This is a genomic window from Pseudomonas sp. MWU12-2037, from assembly GCF_023242345.1.
Classification (GTDB): Bacteria; Pseudomonadota; Gammaproteobacteria; order Pseudomonadales; family Pseudomonadaceae; genus Aquipseudomonas; species Aquipseudomonas gingeri_D.
Genome location: NZ_JALLIZ010000005.1, coordinates 265397 through 291136, shown reverse-complemented (window position 1 = coordinate 291136; position 25740 = coordinate 265397). Strand labels below are relative to the sequence as shown.

Here is a 25740-nt window from a genome sequence, read left to right as displayed (position 1 = left end):
CAGGAACCCCATGTCCAGCACCGTCAACCACTGGGTCGACCTGAACCAGGACCGCGACACTGGCATCGAAACCCTGCGCGCGCGTTTCCAGGGGCATACCCATGCCTACGATGCCCACTGGCACGACAGCTACCTGGTGGGTGTCACCGAACAAGGCGTGCAGCAGTTCAATTGCCGGGGCACCCGCTACCAAAGCCTGGCAGGTAACGTCTTCCTGCTCGAACCCGGCGAGATCCATGACGGCGACGCACCCACCGACGGCGGCTTCACCTACCGCACCATCTATCTCGACCCACACTGGCTGGAACGGGAGCTGAGCGCGTTGTTCGAGGAAGCCCCGGCGGGCAGCCAACTGAGCTTTGCCGCGACCCTGGCCACCGACACCCGCCTGGCCCAGGCCACCAGTGCCGCGTTCCAGGCCATTCATACCCAGGAATTGCGCATCGTCCGGCAAAGCGCTCTCGACCGGCTGTTCGACAGCCTCACCGACCATCTGCACTGGCGCGCCCGCTACCGCGAGGACCCGCGCCTGCCACGGGTTGCGCAGGTTGCCCGCGAGTACTTGCACGCCCATCTGCAACATGACCTGAGCCTGGATGAGGTCGCGGCCGTCTGTGGTGTCGACCGCTTCCGCCTGACCCGAGCCTTCAAGGCCGCCTACGGTCTGCCGCCCCACGCCTACCTGGTGCAATTGCGGGTGGCCAAGGCGCGGCAACTGCTGTCCCGGGGCGAAACCCCGGCGAACGTCGCCATGACCCTGGGCTTTGCCGACCAGAGCCACCTGGGCCGCTGGTTTGTCCGCGCCTACGGGCTGACGCCCGCCGCCTACCGCAAGCGCTGCTCAAATCTTCCAGACGCCTGAGGCGCCGCGCGGGAAGATCGGTTGATCGATCTTTCAGTGGAGTCCCTCCCCATGTTGTCCAGCCTTTCCAGCTTCCTGCCCTTTGTGCTCTTCGCCATCGTCGCCTCCGTCACCCCCGGGCCGAACAATATCCTGGTGCTGAGCAACAGTGCCCGCCATGGCCTGGCGGCAGCCCTGCCGATCATCCTCGGCGCCGGTGCCGGCGCGGCACTGATCGTCCTGCTGGTGGGCAGCGGTGTCGGTGAATCGCTGGCACAACGGCCCCAGGTCCGCACCGGCATGCAATGGCTCGGCATCGCCTGGCTGAGCTACCTGGCCTGGCAGATCTTCAGCGCACCGGCCAGTGCCATTGACCCTGATGCAGCTCCGGCCAAACGTCTCGGCCTGTTGGGCGCGGCCAGCCTGCAACTGATCAATCCGAAGGTCTGGATGATGGCCCTGGCGGTGGTCGGCGTGTTCGCCGGCAGCGGTGCCGAACGCCAGGCCCACGTGCTGTCACTGTCCCTGGTGTTCTTCCTGGTGTCGCTGCCATGCATGAGCCTGTGGGCGGTACTCGGTGTCGGCTCCGCGCGGCTGTTTCGCTCGCCCCTGGCGATGCGGCGGTTCAATCGCTGCATGGCGCTGCTGTTGCTGGTTTCGGCCTGGCTGAGCGTGCTGGTATAACGTCGGGGTCGCTGCAGTGCAAAAGCCGGTCGCACTGGTGCGCTTTTGCCAGCAGCCGGCTGCGTAACGTGGCCGGACGGTGCATGAAGACACCGAACTCCACAATAAACGACCTGCCGCGAGACCTGCGTATCATGAAAAGACTGTTCAACAGCTGTCTGTTCCTCTGCGGTACCGCCCTCCTGAGCACCAGCGTGCTCGCCTCCGACGACGCTTCCTGCAAGACCGTGCGCATGGGCGTGGTCAACTGGACCGACGTGATCGCCACCAGTGGCATGGCTGACGTGCTGCTCAACGGCCTGGGTTATGAAAGCAAGCAGACCAGCGCCGTGCAGCAGATCATCTTTGCCGGGATCCGGGACAAGCGCCTGGATATCTTCCTCGGCTACTGGAAGCCGGCGATGGACAAGAACATCGCGCCTTTTGTCGCCGCCAACCAGGTCAAGGTCCTGGCCCAGCCCAGCCTCTCCGACGCCCAGGCCACCCTCGCCGTGCCGCAATATGTGGCTGACGCGGGCCTGAAGACCTTCGCCGATATCGCCAAGTTCAAGGACAAGCTCGGTGGCAAGATCTATGGCATCGAGCCCGGCAGCGGCGCCAACACTACCATCAAGACCATGATCGACACCGACCACTTCGGCCTCAAGGGTTTCAATCTGGTGGAGTCCGGGGAAGCCGGGATGCTCGCGGCCGTGCAGCGGGCGGTCAATCGCAAGGAGTTCGTGGTGTTCGTCGGCTGGACCCCGCACCCGATGAACATCAATATGAAGATCACCTACCTGACCGGCAGCGAAGATGTCTACGGGCCTAACGAAGGCGCGGCCACCGTGTCCACCGTCACCGCCCCGGACTACGCCCAGCGTTGCCCGAACGTGAACAAGCTGCTGGAGAACCTGACCTTCAGCGCCGCCCAGGAAAGCCAGTTGATGGTGCCGATCATGGAGCGCCAGACGCCCCAGGACGTGGCCAAGAAATGGCTGCGCGATCACCCGGAAGATCTGCAGAAGTGGCTGGCCGGCGTGACCAGTGTTGATGGCAAGGACGGTGTGGCAACCGTGCAGGCCAGCTTGAAATAACACCCATTGTAGGAGCGGAGCTTGCCCGCGAAGCTTTTAGCGTCCTCACGGGCCTCTTCGCTGGCAAGCCAAGCTCCTACAGGTCCATGGAGTGCGCAAAATCTGTATCCGACGCCGAGCTGCAGGAGCAGGGCTTGTCGGATCGCCGCACCGCCGCGAAGAGGCCCTAAAGATCGCCGCCACAGGTTCTCCTGACACCTCGTACAGAACTGAGACTGCGCATGACCGATTACCCGCTCTCCCCCCAACTCAGCGCCTTTGTCGCCAAGACCCTCGATTTCAACGCCCCGGACAGCACGATCAATGGCCTGCGCCTTGGCTACAGCGCTATGTGCCGAGCCTTCACCCCGGCACGCCCGGCGAACATCAGCGTCAGCGAACAGCGGATCGGCCAAGTGCCCGTACGCCTATACCGTCCGACCTCAACAGCACCCGCCCATGGCTGGCCCTGTGTGGTCTACCTGCACGGTGGCGGTTGGGTGGTCGGCGACCTCGACTCCCACGACTTCATCACCGCTGAACTGGCCTCCCGGCTCAACGCCGTGGTCATCGCGGTCGACTACCGACTGGCACCGGAACATCCCTTCCCGGCGGCTTTCGACGATTGCCTGGCGGTGTGGCGCGGTTTGCAGGACAGCGCCGCAACTTGGCAACTGGACCCGCAACGCATGGCGATTGCCGGCGACAGCGCCGGGGGCAATCTCGCCGCCGCCGTATGCCTGGCCCTGCGCGATGCCGGCCAAGCGCAGCCGCGGCTACAAGCCCTGATCTATCCCGGACTGGGTGGCGACGACCAACTGCCCTCGCGCACCGAATGCGCCGACGCGCCGCTGCTCAGCGCCAGCGATGTGCACTGCTACCACGCCTTGTACCTACCGGGTCCGACCAAGCCTTCGGCCTATGCGATGCCATTGCAAGCCACGGATCTGCGGGGTCTGGCCCCGGCGTTTATCGCCGTGGCGCAATTCGACCCCTTGCGCGACGACGGCGTGGAGTACAGCGAACGCCTGCAAGCGGCCGGTGCAAGTGTGGATTTTCATCCCGGCCACGGCCTGGTGCACGGCTGCCTGCGCGCCCGGGGCAGCGCACCGGAGGTCGATCTGCTCTACGAAAAACTCCTCGCCGCCCTGCGCCACTCCCTGGACCTGTAGCAAAAGTTACTTGACGACCGACCTTGCCTTGAGTTCTTCTGAAACCGGTTTCAGTGCCAATGCACCAACCGCCTGCCGATAACTCCAAGAAAAGGTTTCAGGCCGTGAACAGTTTTTCCGCCGCCCAACGCAGCCGCGTGACCATGCTCGATGTCGCTGAACGCGCCGGGGTCTCCAAGGCCAGCGTGTCGCGTTTTATCGGCGATGACCGCGCCCTGCTTTCCGAAGCCATCGCCCTGCGCATCGAACAGGCGATCAGCGAACTGGGCTACCGCCCGAACCAGATGGCCCGTGGCCTGAAACGCGGCCGTACGCGCCTGATCGGCATGCTGGTGGCCGATATCCGCAACCCTTATTCGATTGCTGTGATGCATGGCGTGGAAACCGCCTGCCGCGCCCACGGCTACAGCCTGGTGGTGTGCAACACCGACCGCGACGACCAGCAGGAACGCCTGCACCTGGCGGCGCTGCGCTCGTACAACATCGAAGGCCTGATCCTCAATACCCTCGGTCACCATCTCGAAGAGTTGCAGGCACTGCAACGGGAAATGCCGATAGTGCTGGTGGACCGCAAGGTCGAGCAACTGGGCAGCGATCTGGTCGGCCTTGATAATGGTGCCGCCGTACGCAGCGCCGTCGAGCACCTGGAACAACAGGGTTACCGCGACCTGATGCTGGTCAGTGAACCCCTCGACGGCACCAGCTCGCGGCTGGAACGGATTGAACACTTCAATCTCGAAATCGCCAGGCGTGATGCCCTGAGCGGCAGCATCGGCCATACCGGCGAATCATTGCGACATCAGTTGCAGGATTTCCTGGCGGCCCCCAGTGCCGGACCCAAGGCGCTGTTCTGTGCCAACGGCATTGCCGCCCTGGCCTGTGTCCAGGCCCTGCGCGAGCTGGGCTGCAATCTGTTCGACGATATCGGCCTGATCGCCCTCGACGACCTGGAATGGTTCCCCCTGGTCGGCAGCGGCATCACCGCCCTCGCCCAGCCCACGCAGCAGATCGGCGCCGGTGCCTTCGACTGCCTGTTCAAGCGCCTGCGGGGTGACAAGGGCGCCGCCAAAGCCCTCGATTTTCCCGCGCAGTTGATCGTCCGTGGATCCACCCAACGTACAAGATTTGCCTGAGACGCAGCGGAGCCTGGCCTCCGCTGTAAAGCCCGCCAAAAAATGAAACCGGTTTCAGAGGTACAACAAGCATGAAAGAACAGCTGTTTCCCGTCGCCATCAGCCTCTCCAGTTACGGCGCGACGCTGATTCGCGAACGCGGCCAGGAAAGTTTTATCGAACTGCTGGCCGAGGCCGGCGCCAGTCGCATCGAAGTACGCGAAGAACTGCTGACCAACGAAGATCCGCAGCGCTTTGCAACCCGCGCGGCGGCCATGGGCCTGGAGTGTGCCTACTCGTCACCCCTGGAATTGTGGCCCGCCGGTCAGTCGCGTCCCGACCCGCAGTTGGCGGCTACCCTGCAACGCGCCGAAGCCTTTGGCGCCCGCTGGCTGAAAGTCTCCCTGGGCTACTTCAGTGAAAACTGCGACCTGTCGGCACTGGCAGGATTGTTGTCGGCATCATCAGTCCGCTTGCTGGTGGAGAACGACCAGACCACCCAGGGCGGCCGCATCGAACCCCTGCTGCGCTTTTTCGATCAGGTCGAGCAACAGCAACTGCCGGTGAAAATGACCTTCGATATCGGTAATTGGCGCTGGCAGGACCAATCCGCCAGCAGCGCCGCGCGCTTGCTCGGCCGGCATGTCGACTACCTGCACTGCAAGGCCGTGGCCCAGCGCGCGGACGGCAAGCTCGTCGCCCTGCCACCGAGCGCCGTCGACCTGGAACAGTGGGAACGTTTGCTGGGCCAGATGAGTCAAGGTTTGACCCGAGCCGTTGAATACCCGCTGCAAGGCGACGACCTGCTGGCCGTCACCCGCGAACAGGTACGCACCCTCGCCTGCCTGGGCCACTCCATGGAGGAAACAGCCCATGCCTGAGATCGAAATCCTCTCGTTCGGTGAGACCATGGCGATGTTCGTCGCCGAACAGACCGGCGACCTGGCCCGGGTCGGGCACTTCCACAAGCGCATCGCCGGCGCCGACAGCAATGTCGCCATCGGCCTGGCGCGCCTGGGCTTCAAGGTCAACTGGCTGAGCCGGGTCGGCGCCGACTCCCTCGGCCGTTTTGTGATCGACACCCTGCAAGGCGAAGGCCTGCACTGCGATTACGTCGATATCGACCCGGGCTATCCCACCGGTTTTCAACTCAAGTCCCGGGAAGACCAGGGCCAGGACCCGCAGGTGGAGTATTTCCGTCGGGGTTCGGCCGCCAGTCACCTGTCAGTGGCCGATATCCGCCCGGAGCTGCTCAAGGCCCGGCATCTGCATGCCACCGGGATTCCTCCTGCCCTCTCGGCCAGTGCCCGCGAGCTGTCGTTCGAGCTGATGACACGCATGGCGGCGGCCGGGCGCAGCGTGTCCTTCGACCCCAACCTGCGACCGAGCCTGTGGCCCAGTGAAAGACAGATGATCGAAGACATCAACGCCCTGGCCGCCCTCGCCCATTGGGTCCTGCCGGGCCTGGGCGAAGGCCGCTTGCTCACCGGTTATCAGGATCCGCGGGATATCGCCGCCTTCTACCTCGACCAGGGCGCCGCCGTCGTGGCCATCAAGCTCGGGGCTGACGGCGCCTACTACCGAACCCATCGCGACGAGGGGTTTGTCGCCGCGGTGCCGGTGCAGGTCGTGGTGGACACGGTCGGTGCCGGTGATGCTTTCGCCGTTGGCGTGGTCAGTGCGCTGCTGGAGAACCACAGCGTGGCCCAGGCCGTGGCGCGCGGCAACTGGATCGGCGCCCAGGCGGTGCAGAGCCGCGGCGACATGGAGGGTTTACCGACCCGGGAACAACTGACAGCTGCGCACCGACCCGCCCCCGTCGGCTAAGCAAGACCCGTTTTCTTGAATGCCACCTGCTGCGACAAAAACAACAAGCTCAGGAGCCACACCATGCACACGCTGAAACTCGCCACCCGCCGCTGGTGGTACATCATGCCCATCGTTTTCATCACCTACAGCCTGGCCTACCTGGACCGCGCCAACTATGGCTTCGCCGCGGCCTCGGGCATGGCCGCCGATCTGCAGATCACCCCCGGGCTGTCGTCGCTGCTCGGCGCGCTGTTCTTTCTCGGCTACTTCTTCTTCCAGGTGCCCGGCGCCCTCTACGCGCAGAAGCACAGCGTGAAGAAGCTGATCTTCGTCAGCCTGATCCTCTGGGGCGGCCTGGCCACCCTCACCGGCATCGTTTCCAACGCCTATATGCTGATCGGCATCCGCTTCATGCTTGGCGTGGTCGAAGCCGCCGTGATGCCGGCGATGCTGGTGTACCTGTGTTATTGGTTCACCCGTGCCGAACGCTCGCGGGCCAATACCTTCCTGATCCTCGGCAACCCGGTGACCATGCTCTGGATGTCGGTGGTCTCGGGTTATCTGGTGCAGCACTTCAGCTGGCGCTGGATGTTTATCGTCGAAGGCCTGCCGGCGGTGATCTGGGCCTTTATCTGGTGGCGCCTGGCCGATGAGCGTCCAGCCCGGGCGAGCTGGCTCAGCGCGCAGGAAAAACGCGACCTGGACAGCGCCCTGGCCGCCGAGCAGATCGGCATCAAGGCGGTGAAAAACTATGCCCAGGCCTTCCGCGAACCCAAGGTGATCATCCTTGCCCTGCAGTTCTTCTGCTGGAGCATCGGCGTCTACGGCTTTGTGCTGTGGCTGCCGTCGATTCTGAAAAGCGGCTTGAAGATGGACATGGTCGAAGCCGGCTGGTTGTCGGCCTTGCCCTACCTGGCCGCGGTGATCGCCATGCTCGCGGTGTCCTGGGGCTCGGACAAGCTGCAACGGCGCAAACGTTTTGTCTGGCCACCGCTGCTGGTGGCGTCGGTGGCCTTCTATGCCTCCTACGCCCTGGGCGCGGAACATTTCTGGTGGTCCTACAGCCTGCTGGTGATCGCCGGTGCCTGCATGTACGCGCCCTATGGACCGTTTTTTGCGATTGTCCCGGAGATCCTTCCGGCCAACGTTGCCGGCGGTGCCATGGCGCTGATCAACAGCATGGGTGCCCTCGGTTCCTTCGGTGGTTCCTACCTGGTGGGCTACCTGAACAGCGAAACCGGTTCGCCGGGGGCTTCCTACCTGCTGATGAGCGGCGCCCTGCTGCTGTCAGTGATCCTGACCGTATTCCTCAATCCCGGCGCCAGCGATCGCGCAGCCCCCAAGGGCTTGCCGACGCCCCGTGCGCTCTCCCATCCCTGAACCCTGTCGAGCGAACCCGATGAAAAAACCGGTTGTGTTGTACAAGAAGCTCTCGCCCTCGCTGATGGCCCGCCTGCATGAGCACACCCAGGTCACCCTGATCGACGATCTGGGTGACAACGGCCTGGCGCAACTGCGTGCCGCCTTGCCCGAGGCCCGGGGCCTGCTCGGTGCCAGCCTGAAGCTGGACGCCGCACTGCTTGACCTGGCGCCACACCTGGAGGCCATCGCCAGCGTCTCGGTGGGGGTCGACAATTACGACATCGATTACCTGACCCGCCGACGGATCCTGCTCAGCAACACGCCGGACGTGCTCACCGAAACCACCGCCGACACCGGCTTCGCCCTGATCCTGGCCAGCGCCCGACGGGTGGTGGAACTGGCGAACCTGGTGCGCAACGGACAGTGGACGCGCAATATCGGTCCGCTGCATTTCGGCACGGATGTACATGGCAAGAAGCTCGGCATCATCGGCATGGGCCGTATTGGTGAAGCCCTTGCCCAACGCGGGCATTTCGGCTTCGGCATGCCGGTGCTCTACCACAGTCACTCGCCCAAGCCTGAAGTGGAACAACGCTTCAATGCGCGCTACCTGGGACTGCACGAACTGTTGCAGGAAGCCGACTTTGTCTGCCTGACATTGCCCCTGACCCCTCAGACCGAGGGGCTGATCGGTGCCGGGGAATTGGCCCTGATGCGCCCGGAAAGCATCCTTATCAATATTTCCCGGGGCAAGGTGGTGAACGAGCAGGCGCTGATCCAGGCCTTGCAGAACCGGCAGATCCGTGGCGCCGGCCTCGATGTGTTCGAGCGCGAACCGCTGGCGCCGGACTCGCCGTTGCTGAGCCTGGCCAACGTGGTGGCCACGCCGCATATCGGCTCGGCCACCTTTGAAACCCGTGAAGCCATGGCACGCTGTGCGGTGGACAATCTGCTGGCAGCCCTGGCCGGAGAACGACCGGCGAACCTGGTCAATCCCCAGGCCTACCCGCACTGACAGCCGTGCCGGTAGCGAGCGTCGCCGAGCCCTGACAACGCTCGCAGCGTCAGATCACGAAGCGCGCGACCATGGCATTGAGGTCCACCGCCAGGCGCGACAGCTCATGGCTTGCGGCACTGGTCTGGTTGGCACCGGCGGCCGACTGGGAAGCCAGGTCGCGGATGTTCACCAGGTTGCGGTCCACTTCACGGGAGACCTGCGCCTGCTCTTCCGAGGCACTTGCAATCACCAGGTTGCGCTCGTTGATCAGGTTGATCGATTGGGTGATCTGCTCCAGGGCCACACCGGCGGCACGCGCCGTTTCCAGGGTACTCTGGGTCCGCTGGTTGCTCTGTTGCATCGATTGCACGGCCTGACCGGTGCCATTCTGGATACCGGCAACCATCTGCTCGATCTCCTTGGTCGACTGCTGGGTACGATGGGCCAGCGCCCGCACTTCATCGGCCACCACCGCAAAACCACGCCCGGCCTCGCCCGCCCGTGCGGCTTCGATAGCGGCATTGAGGGCCAGCAGGTTGGTCTGTTCGGCAATCGCGCGGATCACATCCAGCACCTGGCCGATATCGCGACCCTGGGTGGCCAGGCCTTCGATCAGCACCGAGGTGCTTTGCACGTCCTGGGTCATGGCCTGGATCGCCTCCACCGTCTGCACGACACGGTCGCGTCCGTCACGAGCCGCCTGATTGGATTGCTGCGAGGCTTCGGAGGTGGACACCGCATTGCGTGCAACTTCTTCCACCGCACTGGTCATTTCGTTGACCGCGGTGGCCGCCTGCTCAATCTCGTTGTTCTGCTGCTGCAGCCCGCGGGAAGACTCCTCGGTCACCGCGCTGAGCTCTTCGGCCGCCGACGCCAACTGCGTGGCCGACCCGGAGATCTGCTCGATGGTCTTGCGCAGGTTGCCTTGCATCTTCGTCAACGCACCCAGCAAGCGGGCCGGCTCATCCTTGCCTTCGACGACAATGGCCTTGGTCAGGTTGCCGCCGGCAATGGTTTCGGCCGCTTCGACCGCCTGGTTCAGCGGCGCCACGATGCTGCGGGTCAGCAACCAGGCCAGCAGCACGGTCATCAGCGCAGCCACCACCGAAACCAGAATAATGCCGAAACTGGCAGTGCTGTATTCCTCACCGGCCAGGTGCGATGCGGCTTTGGCCCCGGCCTTGTTGATCTCCACCAACCGGTTGAGTTGCGCCCCCATCAGGTCCGTGCCGGCCTTGATCTGGTTGTTGATCAGGTTACGCATCTCGTCGACCTTGTTCTGGCGCGACAGCTCCACCATCTGACTCTGGTCCCTCATATAGCTGTCGAGTGTCGCCGCGAATTCCTTGTACTTGGCCAACTCCTCGCCTTCAGCTGGCAAGTCGGCATAGCTCTTCTGATCCTTGCGAACCTTCTCCACCAGCGCCGATATCCGCGTTTCAGCTTCCTGCAAATCCGCCGGTTCGCGATTGATCAACACACGAAACGAGAGAAGGCGCAGACGTAATACACCTTCGATCAGGTTGCCGAGGTATCCCACACTGGGCAGCTGATTGGTTTCCATGTCGATGGACGCCTGACGAATCACTGTCATGCGGGTCTGGGAAAAGACCCCCAGCACAATCACCAGCAATGCAATAAATGCAAAGCCGAGAAACGCGCGGGGAGCGATATTCATATTTCGTAGGGACATGGGCTGCTCTCTATAAGGCTTGAGGACTACTAGCTTCCATGCCGTAAACCTGTCAGATAGCAACTGGCCATACCGACAGTGTTGCACCACTCTTTTCAGTGACGGTGGGCTTACAACTGATTATCGGCAGAAGTTGTGAATTTATTCAGGGGGAATGAAAAAATATTTCACTTTATGACTTGGCATGGCGAAATATTTCATAACCGATACAATTGGCGCCCTGCGCGCTTAAAATTATGGCTATAAGCCACTAACTGTACAGACATGTTCAATGATCTGAAGCGGTAACTTGTGGGAGCACTGAACTCCCACAAGCGGAGCACCAGTTATAGCGAATCATTCTCCGGTCTTGATCTTGCTCCACAGCCGCGTACGAATGCGATCGATATTCAATGGCATCGCTTCCAGGGCAAACAGCTTGCCCATCATTTCCGAGCTCGGATATACCTTGGTATCGGCCTTGAACGCCGGGTCCACCAGGCTATCAGCCGCCACATTGCCATTGGCGTACTTCACATAGTTGCTGATACCGGCCATTACTTCCGGGCGCAGCAGGTAGTTCATAAAGGCGTAACCGGCTTTTTCATCCGGGGCATCGGCCGGCATGGCGACCATATCGAACCAGATGGCGGCACCTTCCCTGGGAATCGAGTAGCCGATATCAATACCGTTCTTCGCTTCCTTGGCCCGACTCTCGGCTTGCAGGATATCGCCGGAGAAACCCACCGCGACGCAGATATCACCATTGGCCAAGTCACTGACGTATTTCGAGGAATGGAAGTAAGCCACATAGGGACGCACTTTCATCAGCAAAGCTTCGGCTTTCTTATAGTCCGCCGGGTTCTTGCTGTGGGGCGGCAGGTGCAAGTAATTCAAGGCCGCCGGGAGCAATTCGGGGCCGTTGTCGAGTATCGCCACCCCGCACTTCTGCAGTTTCTGCATGTTCTCGGACTTGAAGATCAAGTCCCAGGAGTCCACCGGCGCGTTATCACCGAGCACCGCCTTGACCTTGTCGATGTTGTAACCGATGCCTGTGCTGCCCCACAGGTACGGGAAACCATGTTCATTGCCGGGGTCGTTGACCTGCAGCGCCTTGAGCAACGCCGGGTTGAGGTTCTTCCAGTTCGGCAACTGGCGCTTGTCGAGCTTTTTCAGCGCCCCGCCCTCAATCTGCCGGGCCATGAAATGGTTGGACGGGAACACCACATCGTAGCCGGACTTGCCGGTCATCAACTTGCCATCCAGGGTCTCGTTGCTGTCATAGACGTCATAGGTGAACGCGATCCCGGTCTCCTTCTGGAAGTTCTGGGTGACGTCCGGGGCGATGTAATCCGACCAGTTGTAGATCTTGACGGTCTCGGCCGCCTGGCCGAGGGAGGCGACCAGCATCAAGGGAGCAAGGGACATGCGGATCATGAGTCGATTCCTGTGTGAGTTTTTGTTGGCAGGTTCGGGCGATCAGAGGATCAGAAAATCAGTGCATCGGTCTTGTGATGGATGAGCCGGCGCCCAGGCGCCGGTTACTGCATGAAACCCTCCATAAAGCCGGCAATGCTGCTCGCCAGCTTGCGGCGCCAGGGCGGCGTATCGGGGTCGGCCAGGGTCTGGTCCTCATGGACAAAGCTGCGGATGATCGCGTTGTAGCCCAGCCAGCGGCAGGGTTCCGGCTCCCAGGCTTTCAGTGCCTGGAGGCCGCCCTCGCGGATCACCCAGGGTTGCCGGACCCGTTCGCTGTCCTGCTCCAGGATCAGGTCGGCCAGGGTCCGCCCGCCGAGATGGCTGGCACCCACGCCCTCGCCGCCATAACCTCCGGCCAGGGCCAGGCCATTGGCAGGGTCGCAGAGCATGTGCGGCTGGAACCGTCGCGACATGCCCAGGTTGCCGCCCCAGGAATGGCTGATGCGGACCTTCTTCAATTGCGGGAACAGTTCGCCGAACAGGTAGCGGCGTAACTCGATTTCGCTGTCGGTGAGGTCGAAGTCATACCGTAGCCGGCCGGCAAAGCGATAGCCGCCGCGAGCACCGAAGATCAGCCGGTTGTCCGCCGAGCGCTGGCCGTAGGTGACCTGGCGGCTGCTCTCGCTGAAGGCCTGGCCCTGGCTGAGGCCGATTTCGTCCCAGGTCGCGGCGGACAAGGGTTCGGTGGCCACCAGCAGGCTTTGCACCGGCAGTTGATAGCGGCCCAGGGGCGGCAGCGTCACCGAATAGCCTTCCACGGCCGGGACCACCCAGCGGCTGCGAATCAGTGCCCGGGCCGTGCGCAAGCCGCCAGAGCGCCAGTCGGTCACCGGGGTGTTTTCGAAGATCCGCACACCCAGGCGCTCGACGGCCCGGGCCAGGCCGCGCACCAGCTTGGCCGGCTGGACCGTGGCGATATGGGCGGCATGGATGCCGCCGTAGGGCCGTGCGACCCGAATCTGCCCGGCCAGTTGCTCGGGCCCCAGCCAGCGGTAATCGCTCTCGTTGAGACCCTGCTTGTAGAGTTTGTCCAGGTAGGCCCGCAGGCTGCGTTCCTGCTCGGGGTAACGCGCGGCGCAGTACAGCGCCCCGGCCTTGCGGTAGTCGCAGTCGATGCCTTCGCGATCGATCACCCGCTTCACTTCGTCGGGGATGCCATGCAGCAAGTCGAAGGACGCCCGCCGCTGTTCCGGCGACAGCCCGGCCAAAAGACGGTCTTCGCCCAGCAGATTGCCCATCACCCAACCGCCGTTGCGCCCCGACGCGCCGAAACCGGCGGTCTGCGCCTCGACAATCACCACATTCAATTGCGGGGCCTGGCGCTTGAGGTAATAGGCGGTCCACAGCCCGGTGTAACCGGCGCCGACAATGGCCACGTCGACATCCAGGTCCTGCTCCAGGGACGCCCGTGGCGTCAGCGGCTCATCGAGCTGATCCATCCATAAACTGATAGTGCGCCATGCTGGCATTCCAGACTCCACAACCGGTAACAGATGGTTGCGATCCTAGTGCCAGTGCTCAGAGGCTGTCTTGCGCGCGTGCACGCAGAGAAATTTCCTTGGCGTAGGCCTTGGGCGACAGGCCGGTGTGCTCGCGAAAGCACTTGTAGAAGGCCGACAGGGAGTTGAACCCGGCGGTGAACGCCAGCTCATCGACGCGTACCGGTGGCGCGGCCTTCTCCAGCGCCGCCAGCAGATGCTGCAAACGTGCCTGGTTGACGTAGCGGTAGAAACTCTGGCCGAGCACCTGGTTGAGCAGATAGGAAATCTGGTTGCGGCTGTAACCGCACTCCTTGGCGACCCGTTGCAGGTCCAGACCGGGGTCCAGGTAGGCTTGCTGGCGCTGGAAATACTGTTGCAGGTCATCCGCCATAAAGCTCAGTTGCCGCGGCGACAGGCCCAGGCGACTGGTCGCCGCGCGTATCCCGCCGATACTTGCGCTGGCGACCTGTTCGCGTACCAGGGACGCGTATTCATTCACGCGCCAGATCAGGCCGTCACGCACGGTGATCGCCTCGCTGGAATGAAACGATACCAGGCCCTCGCCGCCACGCAGGGTCATCTGGTACTGGATAAAAGCGGTATTGCCATCCAGACGGATGCGATCGCTATGTTCGAGGGCTTCATCTGATTCGCGCGGCATGCTCGATCCTACGTATTCGCGCAACTCTGAAAGGCCCAGGACACGGTTCTGAAAGAAGTCGTGGTACTGGATCTGGGGATGGTACAGCGCCATCACCCCGTCAAGGTCGCGGTGTTTCCAGCACAGGTGGTAACGCAAAACGGTTTCGCCGGTCGCCCGGGTCTGCTGCGGGCCGTCATTGTCGTCGGACATGGCGCACTCGAACCAAGATTAAGAGACATAGATCAAATTACACGAAAACAATCGCCGAACGGCTTGAAAAAACTCTCTTGCGCCCGTTGAACGGATGCTATTTTTAAGCCTTGTGCTGGTGGGGCCATGAGGTCCCGCCGTTCCTACCCGCGAGCAAAAGGAAGCGCTCAATGATCCAGGTGGGCAACATGAGTAAAGTCTTCAGCAAGGTGACTTTCCCCAACGCGTGCCAACTGATGCGCTGGCATTTTCATCCCATGGGCTTCGAAGCCAGCATGGATGCGCCGGGCAGCATGGTCGCCCGGCTGTTCGACCGGGCCAGCGGCGAAACGCTGATTGCTATCGCCGGCATTCCTTGCGCCACGGTGATGAACGCCGCCGATGTGGAGCGGATCATCGAGGCGGTCGAGGATGAGCTTGAGGCCTTTGTGCCGCCCATGGGGCTGCGGGCCGTCAACTGACTCGAAGTCTTGCAAGTCAATTGTAGGAGCCTGGCTTGTCGGGACACCACATCGCAGCGAAGAAGCCCTTGAAGGCGCCAAAAGCTTCGCGGGCAAGCCCTGCTCCTACAGTTATGCGGCGTTTTCAATAGCTCATTTAACGTTCAAGGCCTGAGCGCTGGCGCGTAAATCGGCGAAAAACGCTTTGTCCCCCGCCACCCGATCCGAGGCCTTGGGCCCGTTCGCGGCCTGGCCGTCCTGCCCGTCCAGATACCAATAGCAATGCTTTACCGCCCGGGTGATGCCGACATAGGCCAGCCGCAGGATCTCGTCCTTCTGCGCCTTGTCGTAGGCCTCGGCATCGCCATCCTCCCCGAGCCCGGCCATGCGATAGACCTGGTTCTTGTAGGGTGAACGGGTCAGATGCAGGCAGTCGCCCAACAGGAACACCACATCGGCCTGCAGCCCCTTGGCGCTGTGATAGGTCAGTTGCTTGAGCCGTCGCTGCTCGAAAGGCAAGCTAGAATCAACATTAACTACAGAAGAAATATGCTCATTAATTAGTAACTTATCGCTACTTTTTCGAAACAACATCAAGATGCTTTCGCCACGCCGGTAGTGCTCTTCCAAACGTTTGGCCAAACCGGCATCGTCCCGATCCAGCACATTGACCGGCCACAGTTCCTTTGGCTCGCCGCTGGCCTTGGCCTTTTTCCCGGCAATCGCCGGTGCCGCGCGGACAATATGCTCGGCCGCATCAATGATGTGCTGATGACTGCGATAGTTGTCACTGAGCATGACCCGGGTGGTCGCCGGTGACGGGAATTGCTTGCTGAACTCCATAAAGTACTTGGGCGAACTCCCCCGCCAGCCATAAATCGACTGCCAGTCATCGCCGACGCACAACAGCGATGAATGCCGGGCCGCGCGACCGACCTGCATCGCCGGGCCACGGCGGCGGATCTCCCGCAGGCTGGCCCGCAACCAGGAGACGATCTGCGGTGAAACGTCCTGGAACTCGTCGATCATCAGGTGCGACAACGGACGCAATAGCTCGTCACTGAGCAGCGCCTGGTTTTCCGGGGTGTTTTCGCCGAACAGCGAGAACATGCGGTTATAGGTCATGATCGGTGGCGACTGGGCCAGCAGATGGGTTTCGAGGGCCTTCCAGAACAGACTGAGGGCTTCGAAGAAGAAGCGGTCCGGATCGTCCTCGGCGAAACTCATCCGCGCCACGGCGGCCGGCACATCCAGCCCAAGGTTCTCGATAAAGCCGGCGGCCATCACAAAACAGTCGAGCAGCGGTGCGGAAGCCAGTTCACCCTTGACCTTGTAATCGAAGCCGGGACCGGCGGTGGCATTACCCGCCAGGGACGACAAAACGCATTTAGCTGACTCGTAACTATCCAACCATATCAATGGCTTACGACAGAAAGCTTGAAACAAGGTGCGCTTTACCGCCCATTCGGCGCGCACCGTGAGCTTGGATCCGGGACGGCTGATCTGCGGACTTTCCCGCGGATCGAAGCCAAGTACCACCCAAGCCTCTAGCTCGGCAATGTAACCATGGCAATGGAACGGCGAACCGTTGATCTCGATGACCTCACGGTCCGGTTCAATCCCGGCAATCGGCCAGGCACCCGCGCGAAACCACAGGTCCTCCAGGGTGTCGCACAGCTCCTCGTCGCGTTTTGACGCCAGCTCGGTGACCGCCATGCGCTTGCGCACATCCGGGTGGTCCTGGTCCAGCTCACGCAGTTGCAGAGCCTGCTTGTAGAGCGGCACCAGCACTTCGCGAAAACGCGGATTATCGGTGTGCAAACGTTGATAGCAGGCATTCAACTGCTGGCGCTGGGCGTCGTTGATCCGCAGGTCGAACGGGTTGCTGTCGGCGCCTTCCTCGGCGAACAGGCTACGCTCACTGAGGTTCTCGAACGCCTGCAACTGACCGAAGCCTGGCAGGCTGCGGACCATGGGCAGGATCCGCGAGTGAAAGGTGCGTACCACCTCACGGGCATCCCGAGGGCTGAGCACATGTCCCCAGAGGCCCATGACCTCCACCAGCTTGGCCATGAAGTCCTTGCGCGACTCACGGGTAAAGGTCACCACGGTCATGGCGTCCAGTTCAAAGCCCAGGTAGTGGGTCAGCAGCAGGATGCGCAGCACCAATGAAGTCGACTTGCCGGCACCGGCACCAGCGATCACCGACGTCGAGGGTGTGTCACTGAAGATCATTTTCCATTGCGCCGCACTGGGCTGCGACTGGGCAGGCAGGAGCCGGGCCACATCGGCCTTGATCCGCTTCTTCAATTCCGCCGTCAGCGGCAGGCGCCAATCGTCGAACAGATTGTCGTCGACCCCGGGTGCGCGATGTTCTACCGGACGCGTATCGCGGATCAGCAGGACCTGGCGTCCCTCCTCCAGGCCGTCGCGTCGCCCCTCCTCATAACCGTACTCGAGGCCGGCGCCATGGCCGCTACGAAAGCCGTCGGCCTGGCCCTGCAACCAGGACGCCACGTGCTGGGCGCGCAAACGACTCAGGCCGCCGCCCAGCAACTTGGCCAGCAAGCGCTTGAACAGGGGCAATTGAGCCAGGGAGGAAAGTTCGGCAGGCGGTTCGGGTGTCGGTGATGGCACGCTGACTCCAGGTAGGCGACGGTCTGGGCGAAAGGCCTATGGTCGCTCCATTACGTCCCGAGTTCTAGTCAATTGCTTGTCGATCAGCCATTTAGGCGACGAATTGAAAGTCCGGAGAGAACTCTAACAATCGAATAAACCGATTGATTTAAGGCATTTTTTACGCTTTTTATCGATATCTATTTAATAGATGATCGCTGCCATCAACCACCGGTTACCGTCCTGCCCCGGCTCCTGCCGGCCCATGACGAACCTGAACAGGAGAAGACTCATGCTGCAACTTCGACCCTTCAAGACCCTGGGCGGCGCTCATCATGGCTGGCTGGATGCGCACCACCATTTTTCGTTCGCCGAATACCATGATCCGCAACGCATGAACTGGGGCAACCTGCGGGTCTGGAACGACGACGTGATCGCACCCGGCACCGGCTTTCCAAAACACCCGCACCGGGACATGGAAATCATCACCTATGTCCGTGAAGGCGCCATCAGCCACGAAGACAACCTGGGCAACAAGGGCCGTACCGAAGCCGGTGATGTCCAGGTCATGAGTGCCGGGACCGGGATCGCCCACAGCGAGTACAACCTGGAATCGACGCCGACCAAGATCTTCCAGATCTGGGTGATTCCCAACGAGGCCGGCTCGGCCCCGTCCTGGGGCGCCAAGCCGTTTCCCAAGGGGGAACGTGGCGAAGGTTTCGTTACCCTGGCCAGCGGCAAGAGCGGCGACGACCAGAGCCTGCGGATTCGCGCCGATGCCCGCCTGGTGGCGGCCAATCTGAAGGCCGGGGAAAGCGCCGAGTATCATCTGGACAGCGGTCGTCGCGCCTACCTGGTGCCTGCCACGGGGGTGATCGAGGTCAATGGCCTGCGTGCCGAAGCACGCGACGGGGTGGCGGTGGCGGATGAGCAGGTGCTGCGGGTGACCGCCGTGCAGGACAGCGAAATCATCCTGGTGGATTTGGCCTGATTTGCTGATCGGCAAAACCAAAAAGGGGTGAACGACCATCGTCGTTCACCCCTTTTTCTATCTGCGAACCCAATCAACTGTAGGAGCTGGCTTGCCGGCGATTGCGGTGGTGAATCCAACATCGCTATCGCTGGCAAGCCAGCTCCTACAGAAGCCACAATCAGCTCGGCGAAATCGCCCCATCCACCAGCACCTGGGCTTCTTCCACCAGGCGCTTGAGGTGATCGTCACCGATAAAGCTCTCGGCGTAGATCTTGTAGATGTCCTCGGTGCCCGAAGGACGCGCGGCGAACCAGCCGTTCTCGGTCATCACCTTCAACCCGCCAATGGCCTGGTCGTTGCCCGGCGCGTGGCTGAGGATGCGCTGGATCGACTCGCCCGCCAGTTGCGTGGACGTCACCTGCTCAGGTGCCAGTTTGCTCAGCAGGGCCTTCTGCGCCGGGGTCGCCTTGGCATCGACCCGCACGGAGAACGGCTCGCCCAGTTCATCGGTCAGGCCGCGATAGATCTGGCTCGGATCACGCCCGGTGCGCGCGGTCATTTCCGCCGCCAGCAAGGCCGGGATCAGGCCGTCCTTGTCGGTGGTCCAGACGCTGCCGTCCTTGCGCAGGAACGACGCCCCCGCACTCTCCTCGCCACCAAAGCCGAGGGAACCGTCGAACAGGCCGTCGGCGAACCACTTGAAGCCCACCGGCACTTCGTACAGGCGCCGGCCCAGGCGGGCCGCAACCCGATCGATCAGGCCACTGCTGACCACGGTCTTGCCAACCGCAGCATCCGCGCGCCACTGCGGACGGTTCTGGAACAGGTAGTCGATGGACACCGCCAGGTAGTTGTTCGGCGCCAACAGGCCGCCGGACGGGGTGACGATGCCGTGACGGTCATGGTCAGGGTCGCAGGCAAAGGCCACGTCGAAGCGTTCTTTCAAACCGATCAGGCCCTGCATCGCATGGCTGGAGGATGGGTCCATGCGGATCTTGCCGTCCCAGTCCACGCACATGAAGCGGAAGGTCGGGTCGACTTCGGTGTTGACCACTTCCAGATTCAGTCGATAGTGCTCGGCAATCGCCGACCAGTAGCGCACGCCGGCCCCGCCCAGGGGGTCCACGCCCAGGCGCAGGCCGGAGGAACGGATGGCATCCAGATCGATGACATTGATCAGATCGGCTACATAGGTGTTGAGGTAGTCGTGGCGATGGGTGGTGCTGGCCTTGAGCGCCTGCTCGTAGCTCACACGCTTCACACCGGCCAGGCGGTTGGCGAGCAGTTCGTTGGCCTTGGCCTCGATCCACTTGGTGACATGGGTATCGGCCGGGCCGCCATTGGGCGGGTTGTATTTGAAGCCGCCGCTTTCCGGTGGGTTATGGGACGGGGTGATGACCACGCCGTCCGCCAGGCCCGAGGTGCGACCGCGGTTGTAGCAGATGATCGCGTGAGAGACCGCGGGCGTCGGCGTGTACTCGTCGGCGGCGGCGATCATGGTGTCCACGCCATTGGCGGCGAACACTTCCAGGGCGCTGGCGCCGGCCGGCGTGGACAACGCATGGGTGTCGATGCCGACAAACAGCGGACCGTCGATCCCCTGGGCCTGGCGGTACAGGCAGATGGCCTGGCTGATGGCCAGGACATGCCACTCGTTGAAACTCAGCTCGAACGAAGTGCCACGATGCCCGGAGGTGCCGAAGGCCACACGCTGGGTGGAGATCGCCGCATCGGGCTGGCCGGTGTAATAGGCCGATACCAGTCGCGGGATATCAACCAGCAACTGTGCCGGTGCCGGCTTGCCCGCAAAAGGACTGAGTGTCATGCAAAACCTCTGGAGATGGATGGTACGGGGGAAGACGCGCAGTTTACTGGCAGTTCGACACTGACGTTAAGGGTTCTATCCGTTGGCGCGAAGATTTTCCATGGGAAACGCGCTCCCCCGTGAGAGGAAGCGCGTCTCTTGATCAGCGCAAATGATGCGGCGCGTTAGCGCGCCCGTGCTTTCATTTCGCCAAGGGCGGCGACCTGATGATTTTTCAGGTCATAGCGCAGTCCGGCAATCAAGTCGGAGATGGCCCGACTGCTGTCAAGCTTCGATGCCTGGATTCCGGTGACCATAAGGTCGATCCGTTCGGATTTTCGGTCGAAGACTCTGACCGTCAACGACTCGTCCGCCCCCAGGCTGCATTGGCAGCGCGTGGGCAGGAAACTGCTCTCGATGATGTTGCGTAACTCCAACGTGGACAATACTTGCATGGCGACTCTCTCCTTTATGTGAGACGGCCAGGTCTTTGGCAGAACAGCCAGGGTTAGCCATTCACATCTGCGTTTCAAGCGGGCGCCCGGTCCAGCCATGGAGGACGACACCGATATTCAGATTAGGCCTTTTCACACAGCTCGTTAAGGTTATTCGTCCGACAATCCGACACAATGACCTAGCACTCAGCGTGCCGAAACAAGATGAATTATTGTTTGTTGGAAAAATCAATGCGTTAAGGCGCTAATAGACCCGCGCGTCCATGCAAAATGCATCAAATGCCTTCTAGGATCGTGCCGTTTGCCGGTATCGTGGCAAACGCCCCTGGCCTGGACCGGCATCCAGCGCCAGTGTCATTAGGCACCGTGCCGCCACCGCATCCATCAAACGAGGGAGTACCCCCTCATGACAGGGCAACGAGAGCTCATGAATTCGACGACTATCGCCGCAACCTTCCTGCTGGCGCTAACCACCACCGGCGTGTTCGCCGCCGACAAAGCCGACCTGGCCCCCTTCCCCAAGGCCGAAGACGGATTCACCCGCTCGGTCATTCGCGTGCCGAAGATGACCAAGGACTCCGACCATCGGGTCGAGATCATCGCCGGCAAGGTCATGCCCGTCGATTGCAACACCAAGCGCCTGGGCGGCAACCTGGACGAGAAAAACCTCGAGGGCTGGAGTTACTCCTATTACCGCCTGGAGAAAGTCACCGGGCCGATGTCCACCCTGATGGCCTGCCCGCCCGGCAGCAAGACGAAAAAAGACTTCGTCCCGGTGATCGGCGAAGGCTACATGCTGCGTTACAACAGCAAGCTGCCCCTGGTGATCTACGCGCCCGATGACCTCGAGATCCGTTATCGGATCTGGACACCGTCCAAGCTGATCAAGCCCGCCAGCCCCGAATAAACCGTTCTGGCTCACGCAGCCCCGCCCAGGGCTGCGCGTTCGGCAACGTGGCGCAAACTGTCGAAGTTGATATTGGCCCCCGAGTTGACCGCCACCAGGGTCTGGCCGCGCAGCCCATGGGCCGCCACGTACTGCTTGATGCCCGCCACCGCCAGCGCACCGGAAGGTTCGGTGATGGAGCGGGTATCGTCATAGATATCCTTGATCGCGCTGCACAGCTGGTCGTCGCTGACGGTGATGACCTCATCGACATACTCACGACAGATTTCAAAACCATACGCCCCGATCTGCGCCACGGCCACGCCGTCGGCAAAAGTCCCGACCTTGGGCAACACCACCCGCTCCCCCGCCCTTAGCGCCGCCTGCAGGCAATTGGAGTGCTCCGACTCCACGCCGATGATGCGCACCTCCGGCCGCAGGTATTTGACGTAGGCGGCGATGCCGGCGATCAACCCGCCGCCGCCGACCGGAACGAAGATCGCATCCAGCGGCCCGGGATGCTGGTTGAGCAACTCCATGGCCACGGTACCCTGCCCGGCGATCACATCCGGGTCATCGAATGGCGAGACAAAGGTGTAGCCACGCTCCCCGGCCAGTTGCAGGGCATGGGCCAGGGCAAACGGAAAGCTCTCCCCGTGCAGCACGGCCGTGGCTTCACGACTGCGCACGCCCTGCACTTTCAGTTCCGGTGTGCGGGTGGGCATGACGATGGTCGCCTGGATCCCCAGGGTTCGCGCCGCCAGGGCCACGCCCTGGGCGTGGTTGCCCGCCGAGGCCGTGATCACGCCGCAGCGTCGCTGGGCCTCGCTGAGCTGGACCAGCTTGTTGTAGGCCCCTCGGATCTTGAAGGAGAACGTCGGCTGCAGGTCCTCGCGCTTGAGCAGGATCTGATTGCCCAGGGCCAGGGATAACGCCGGGGCCACTTGCAACGGGGTACGAATCGCCAGGTCGTAGACCGGCGCGGCAAGGATCTTGCGCACATAGTCGCCAAGCAAATGGCTATGGGTGGCAGGTTCCTGGCTGAGGGTAGCGGTGCTGGGCATGGCGGTCTCCGGGTGATCGTTTGGCCTCGGAGACAGAAACAAAAAACCCGCCTCGGAGGCGGGTTTGGGTAACAGATACAGGTCAGCCCGCCAGATAAGGAATGGCGGTAATAATGCTTGGCTGAGAAAAGCGCTGTACGGAAGTCATGTGTCGACGTTATCCGGGCACCACGGCCAAGTCAATGCCCGGATGCATCGATTACCAGGCCTGGCCACGGCGCTTGAGCTCCAGGCGCCGGACGAACTCCTCGAGCACCAGGCCGTACAGGTCATCCTGCAGATAGGCGTCCTCGATACCCGCGTCCATGTTCGGGTTGTCGTTGACCTCGATCACCACCACCTTGTCGCCGGACTGCTTGAGGTCGACGCCGTAGAGCCCGTCGCCGATCAGGTTGGCGGTCTTGACCGCCAGCTCCACCACCGCCCGCGGTGCTTCGTGAACCGCCAGGGTGCGGCATTCGCCGTTGATGTCCTGGCCCTTGGCCTTGTGGTTGTAGATCTGCCAATGGCCCTTGGACATGAAGTACTGGCAGGCGAAGATCGGCTTGCGATTGAGGACACCGATGCGCCAGTCGTATTCGGTGTAGAAGAACTCCTGGGCCAGCAGCAGGACCGAGTGTTCGAACAACTCCGCGGTGGCCTCCAGCAACGCCTGCTGGCTTTCGACCTTGATCACGCCACGGGAGAAACAACCGTCGGGGATTTTCAGCACCAGGGGGAAACCCAGCCGATCGCCGACCCGTTCGAAATCTTCCGGTCGTTCCTTGTAGAGAATCTCGGTGGCGGGCATGCCCAGCTTGTGGCTCTTGAGCAGGTCGGTCAGGTAGACCTTGTTGGTACAACGCAGGATCGAGGTCGGATCGTCCATCACCACCAGGCCTTCGCTTTCGGCTTTCTTGGCGAAGCGGTAGGTGTGGTTGTCGACGCTGGTGGTCTCGCGGATCAGCAAGGCGTCGTACTCGGCGATACGCGAATAATCCTTTTTCTCGATCAGTTCGACATCGATGCCCAGGCCCTTGCCGACCCGGATAAAGTTCTCCAGTGCCTTGGCATTGGACGGCGGCAGCGCCTCCTGGGGATCATGCAACACCGCCAGGTCATAACGGGCCAGGCGCCGCGAACGGGGCACGCGCCAGATCTTGCGACTGAAACTGTCCAGGGACTGGGCAAAGTGATCTTCCTGATCTTCGCGCAACTTGTGCAAGGTGCCCGACTTGACCCCTTCGATATGCCAGGCGTTGGTCTTTTTAAACTCGACCAACAATATCGGACAGGGAAAAACTTCAAATAACTGACGCGCCAGATCCTGTAATGGTTCAATCACCGTACTGCCAAAATACAAGGTCAGGGTAAAGCCTTCGGTGCCTTGGTAAAGTTGATGGCCCAGGGCTTTATCGAGGGTTTTGTCGAGATCGTCCAGGGCCAGGCCGTACAGCGCCTTGCGGGTCAATTCGCTGATGGTGCGCACCGACGGAATGACCTTGTGCCCTCTCGCCTCGGCCAGCAACGAGCAGTAATAGCCGTGGCCCAGGTACTTGTAGCTGCGGCACAGGTTGATCACCTGGACACGCTTGCCAGGCTCATTGCCCCGGGTCTGCTCAAGGTACTCCTGGGCCGTGACGATGTCTTCGCTGGGAAAATAAGAGGCCCAGTCTTCCTTGCGCTCCACGATAATAACCAACTGACTGCCGGGACTTGTTGAACTTGACAAAATACTTGTCGTGGTTATTGCTGTCAGTGCAGTTTGCTCGGATACTTCGCGCCAATGACCTTGTACCGCTGACATAAAAACCGACCCCATGGAAAACAAGACACTTCCTATTAAGCACGAAGTTTTTTGAAAGTCCCGTTTCGTTACACAACTTTTACGGTGGTTATATGGATCTTGTCTTTCGCATTGCCACGACCGATGATTTGCCCGCCTTGCTGGAACTGGAAGAGCACTGTTTCACCACCGACCGGCTGACCGCCCGCAGCTTCCAGTGGATGGTCAGCCGTGCCCATGCGCAGTTGATGGTCGCCCAGCAAGCGGACGGTCGACTGGCCGGCTATGCCCTGGTGCTGTTTCATCGCGGTACCTCCCTGGCGCGCCTGTACTCCATCGCCATCGCTCCCCACGCTCGCGGCACCGGACTGGGCAAGGCACTGCTGCAACGTAGCGAAGCCTGCGCCCTGGAGCATGACTGCGCCTACCTGCGCCTGGAGGTGCGCAGCGACAACGCCGCCGCCATCGCCCTTTACGAGCGCAACGGCTATCGCCGCTTCGGGCGGATCAGCAATTACTACGAGGACCACGCCGACGCCCTGCGCCTGGAAAAACGTATTCTCGAACACCGCGACAGCCGCGACCTGCAGGTCCCCTACTACGCCCAGACCACCGAGTTCACCTGTGGACCGGCCTGCCTGCTGATGGCCATGGGCGCGTTGCAGCCCGGGCGCAGTACCTCGCGTAGGGAAGAGGTGCAGATCTGGCGCGAGGCGACCACGGTGTTCATGACCTCCGGCCACGGCGGTTGCAGCCCCCAGGGCCTGGCATTGGCCGCCTGGCGCCGAGGTTTCGCGGTGCGCCTGCAAGTGAGCATCAGAGGGCCGCTACTGCTCAACGGTGTGCGCAACGAACATAAAAAAGACGTCATGCGCCTGGTCCACGAGGGCTTTGAAAGCGAGCTGGCGTCAACCGATGTCGAGCAGGTGTTCGGCGGCCCGCTGGACCTGCCACGCCTGCTGGCCGCAGCGGGACAACCGCTGGTGCTGATCAGCAGCTATCGCCTGACCCGCTCCAAGGCGCCGCATTGGGTGATCGTCACCGACTGTGATGAAGAATTCGTCTATCTGCACGACCCGGATGTCGATCACAGCCAGCATCGCCAGCCATTGGACTGCCAGCATCTGCCGGTCAGTCATGCCGAGTTCGACAAGATGAGCGCCTTCGGCAGCAGCAAGCTGCGGGCGGCGGTGATTGTCTATCGAAGAGAGCAGCAATAA

Annotated in this window: 22 protein-coding genes; 13 read left to right on the top strand and 9 right to left on the bottom strand. The window is 61.9% G+C overall.

The window, feature by feature from the left end; translation table 11 throughout:
- Nucleotides 1–10 precede the first annotated feature (10 nt).
- From M5B42_RS11720 to M5B42_RS11680, 9 genes are all read left to right on the top strand, one after another.
- Entirely contained in the window at nt 11–862 is an 852-nt protein-coding gene (locus M5B42_RS11720; RefSeq protein WP_103499142.1) for an AraC family transcriptional regulator, read from the top strand.
- A 51-nt stretch (nt 863–913) separates the two neighbouring features.
- Nucleotides 914–1525 (top strand): LysE family translocator, encoded by a 612-nt coding sequence (locus tag M5B42_RS11715; protein WP_103499143.1) that lies wholly within the window; start codon nt 914–916, stop codon nt 1523–1525.
- Nucleotides 1526–1659: 134 nt separating this feature from the next.
- The gene (locus tag M5B42_RS11710) at nt 1660–2601 is read left to right on the top strand and encodes a choline ABC transporter substrate-binding protein (RefSeq protein WP_248745914.1); all 942 of its coding nucleotides are present in this window, start codon (nt 1660–1662) and stop codon (nt 2599–2601) included.
- Between the two features lie 221 nt (nt 2602–2822).
- Complete coding sequence (locus tag M5B42_RS11705; protein WP_248745913.1) at nt 2823–3752, top strand: alpha/beta hydrolase; 930 nt, start codon at nt 2823–2825, stop codon at nt 3750–3752.
- 104 nt (nt 3753–3856) lie between these two features.
- Nucleotides 3857–4885 (top strand): LacI family DNA-binding transcriptional regulator, encoded by a 1029-nt coding sequence (locus tag M5B42_RS11700; protein ID WP_349292777.1) that lies wholly within the window; start codon nt 3857–3859, stop codon nt 4883–4885.
- A 71-nt stretch (nt 4886–4956) separates the two neighbouring features.
- Nucleotides 4957–5745: a TIM barrel protein gene (locus tag M5B42_RS11695; RefSeq protein WP_248745912.1), complete on the top strand. Its 789-nt coding sequence runs from the start codon at nt 4957–4959 to the stop codon at nt 5743–5745.
- Complete coding sequence (locus M5B42_RS11690) at nt 5738–6691, top strand: sugar kinase (RefSeq protein ID WP_152739705.1); 954 nt, start codon at nt 5738–5740, stop codon at nt 6689–6691. The genes M5B42_RS11695 and M5B42_RS11690 overlap by 8 nt, the downstream gene beginning before the upstream one ends.
- A 63-nt stretch (nt 6692–6754) precedes the next feature.
- Nucleotides 6755–8053 carry an MFS transporter gene (locus M5B42_RS11685; RefSeq protein WP_152739704.1) on the top strand — a complete coding sequence of 433 codons (1299 nt, stop codon included), beginning with the start codon at nt 6755–6757 and terminating at the stop codon, nt 8051–8053.
- 19 nt (nt 8054–8072) lie between these two features.
- Nucleotides 8073–9050, top strand: coding sequence for an NAD(P)-dependent oxidoreductase (locus M5B42_RS11680; RefSeq protein ID WP_152739703.1), 978 nt, complete (start codon nt 8073–8075; stop codon nt 9048–9050).
- Nucleotides 9051–9099: 49 nt separating this feature from the next.
- On the opposite strand, the gene M5B42_RS11675 is transcribed toward M5B42_RS11680, so the two are convergent.
- From M5B42_RS11675 to M5B42_RS11660, 4 genes are all read right to left on the bottom strand, one after another.
- Nucleotides 9100–10725 (bottom strand): methyl-accepting chemotaxis protein, encoded by a 1626-nt coding sequence (locus M5B42_RS11675; protein WP_248745911.1) that lies wholly within the window; start codon nt 10723–10725, stop codon nt 9100–9102.
- A gap of 336 nt (nt 10726–11061) precedes the next feature.
- A complete protein-coding gene (locus tag M5B42_RS11670; protein ID WP_248745910.1) occupies nt 11062–12141 on the bottom strand; it encodes a polyamine ABC transporter substrate-binding protein in 1080 nt (359 codons plus the stop codon).
- A gap of 104 nt (nt 12142–12245) precedes the next feature.
- Nucleotides 12246–13652 (bottom strand): FAD-dependent oxidoreductase, encoded by a 1407-nt coding sequence (locus M5B42_RS11665; RefSeq protein ID WP_248745909.1) that lies wholly within the window; start codon nt 13650–13652, stop codon nt 12246–12248.
- Nucleotides 13653–13701: 49 nt separating this feature from the next.
- Nucleotides 13702–14517, bottom strand: a complete 816-nt coding sequence (locus M5B42_RS11660; protein WP_248745908.1) for a nuclear transport factor 2 family protein — start codon at nt 14515–14517, stop codon at nt 13702–13704.
- Between the two features lie 170 nt (nt 14518–14687).
- Between M5B42_RS11660 and M5B42_RS11655 the strand changes: the two genes are divergently transcribed.
- A complete protein-coding gene (locus tag M5B42_RS11655) occupies nt 14688–14978 on the top strand; it encodes a DUF1652 domain-containing protein (protein WP_152739699.1) in 291 nt (96 codons plus the stop codon).
- 132 nt (nt 14979–15110) lie between these two features.
- Here the strand turns inward: M5B42_RS11655 and M5B42_RS11650 are convergent, their stop codons facing one another.
- Nucleotides 15111–17594: a UvrD-helicase domain-containing protein gene (locus tag M5B42_RS11650; protein WP_248745907.1), complete on the bottom strand. Its 2484-nt coding sequence runs from the start codon at nt 17592–17594 to the stop codon at nt 15111–15113.
- Nucleotides 17595–17865: 271 nt separating this feature from the next.
- Here M5B42_RS11650 and M5B42_RS11645 point away from each other — a divergent pair, with 271 nt between their 5' ends.
- Nucleotides 17866–18564 carry a pirin family protein gene (locus M5B42_RS11645; RefSeq protein ID WP_177099093.1) on the top strand — a complete coding sequence of 233 codons (699 nt, stop codon included), beginning with the start codon at nt 17866–17868 and terminating at the stop codon, nt 18562–18564.
- Nucleotides 18565–18724: 160 nt separating this feature from the next.
- Here the strand turns inward: M5B42_RS11645 and pgm are convergent, their stop codons facing one another.
- Together pgm and M5B42_RS11635 are read right to left on the bottom strand one after the other, a co-directional pair.
- Nucleotides 18725–20371: a phosphoglucomutase (alpha-D-glucose-1,6-bisphosphate-dependent) gene (pgm, locus tag M5B42_RS11640; protein ID WP_177099094.1), complete on the bottom strand. Its 1647-nt coding sequence runs from the start codon at nt 20369–20371 to the stop codon at nt 18725–18727.
- 164 nt (nt 20372–20535) lie between these two features.
- Nucleotides 20536–20805, bottom strand: a complete 270-nt coding sequence (locus M5B42_RS11635) for a DUF1652 domain-containing protein (protein ID WP_103494253.1) — start codon at nt 20803–20805, stop codon at nt 20536–20538.
- Between the two features lie 427 nt (nt 20806–21232).
- On the opposite strand from M5B42_RS11635, the gene eco reads away from it, so the two are divergent.
- On the top strand, nt 21233–21712 hold the full coding sequence (gene eco / locus M5B42_RS11630; RefSeq protein WP_103494252.1) for a serine protease inhibitor ecotin: 480 nt from the start codon (nt 21233–21235) through the stop codon (nt 21710–21712).
- Nucleotides 21713–21723: 11 nt separating this feature from the next.
- Here eco and ilvA read toward each other — a convergent pair whose 3' ends face one another.
- Both ilvA and M5B42_RS11620 read right to left on the bottom strand, forming a co-directional pair.
- On the bottom strand, nt 21724–22755 hold the full coding sequence (gene ilvA, locus M5B42_RS11625) for a threonine ammonia-lyase, biosynthetic (protein WP_248745906.1): 1032 nt from the start codon (nt 22753–22755) through the stop codon (nt 21724–21726).
- Between the two features lie 199 nt (nt 22756–22954).
- On the bottom strand, nt 22955–24541 hold the full coding sequence (locus M5B42_RS11620) for a RimK family protein (RefSeq protein WP_248745905.1): 1587 nt from the start codon (nt 24539–24541) through the stop codon (nt 22955–22957).
- A 92-nt stretch (nt 24542–24633) separates the two neighbouring features.
- Between M5B42_RS11620 and M5B42_RS11615 the strand changes: the two genes are divergently transcribed.
- Nucleotides 24634–25740 (top strand): GNAT family N-acetyltransferase/peptidase C39 family protein, encoded by a 1107-nt coding sequence (locus M5B42_RS11615; RefSeq protein ID WP_248745904.1) that lies wholly within the window; start codon nt 24634–24636, stop codon nt 25738–25740.